Genomic DNA, 1,105 nt, shown 5'->3' with positions numbered 1-1,105 from the left:
AATCGAGGGGGTTTATGAAAGTGAACCTTTTGAAAAAAGGAGCCGTTCGTGTTGATTAAGCTGTTCGGTGATCAAAGCGCACGCGCAAGCAGGCGTTTCTCGCGGAGATGGAGCGCGTCGTGCCGTGGCAGGCGCTGGTCGATCTGATCACGCCCTACGCGCCCGATGGCAAACGCGGGCGCCCGCCCTTCGCTGTGGAAACAATGCTGCGCATCCACTTCATGCAGCAGTGGTTCACGTTGAGCGATCCAGCCATGGAAGAGGCCTTGCACGACGTGCCGCTGTTTCGCGAGTTTGCGGGCTTGAATTGGGATACGCCAGTGCCCGACGAGACCACGATCCTGCGGTTTCGCCGGCTGCTCGAAGAACACAAGCTCAGCGCCGAGATTCTTGCGCTCATCAACGAACTGCTCAGCGCCAAGGGCTTGCTGCTGCGCGCCGGCACCGTGGTGGATGCCACACTGATTGCCGCGCGCTTCCGTTTGCAATTGCAGGCACCTGTGAAACAGGAGTCATACGAGCCGTTGCGATGATGTCGGGTGCGTCCAGTAAATACGGGTTGATGTGCGACGCCGACACGGCCAGCGGCTCACCCTTGATGTCGTCGTACTGGTAGATGGTCTTGCCGGGCAGGTCTTCCAGACCAAAGCCGACGATGACGCAGTGCACCGCGGCCACGCCCTTGGCGTCGTTGCTCCACTGAAAAGTGCGGTGCGCAAACTGGATGTGCACGCCCTGCGCCAGCATCCAGCTCCAGAGCACACCCACCTGTTCGCCCTGGGTGATGCTGTTGGTGGACACGAAGGCGGCGCGGCAGGCCGGGTTCGCTTTCAGGTAGGGCACGGCCTTCACGTACCACGCGGCCACAAAGTCCAGCAGGCCGGCGTCGGAAGTGGCGCATGGCAGCTGCACGGATGTGCCGCCTGCGCGCAAGTAAGTCCGCAGCCAAGCTACCCTGCCAAGGCCCGAACTGGCGACGGTTCGGGCCTTGTGCTTTGCGTACCCGAGCAATCGCCGCAGAATACTGTGCATTTGCACAGTATTCATGTCAGCCACTTCCAAGCCCAAGCTCTACAACCCACGCCACCCCGAACGCACGCTGCTC

At 61.3% G+C, this 1,105-nt stretch carries 1 protein-coding gene and 1 pseudogene; one reads left to right on the top strand and one right to left on the bottom strand.

Going from position 1 to position 1,105, the window contains the following annotated elements; translation table 11 throughout:
- Window positions 1–71 precede the first annotated feature (71 nt).
- Window positions 72–473, top strand: a pseudogene (locus ACFO24_RS06960) (IS5 family transposase); the annotation flags it as partial.
- Here ACFO24_RS06960 and ACFO24_RS06955 read toward each other — a convergent pair.
- Entirely contained in the window at window positions 412–1,032 is a 621-nt protein-coding gene (locus tag ACFO24_RS06955) for a DNA methyltransferase (protein WP_377737668.1), read from the bottom strand. The pseudogene ACFO24_RS06960 and the gene ACFO24_RS06955 sit on opposite strands and share 62 nt — an antisense overlap.
- Window positions 1,033–1,105: the final 73 nt, after the last annotated feature.

This window comes from Comamonas denitrificans (genome assembly GCF_042654745.1).
GTDB lineage: Bacteria > Pseudomonadota > Gammaproteobacteria > Burkholderiales > Burkholderiaceae_C > Comamonas > Comamonas denitrificans.
This window is presented reverse-complemented; position numbering and strand designations above follow the sequence as displayed.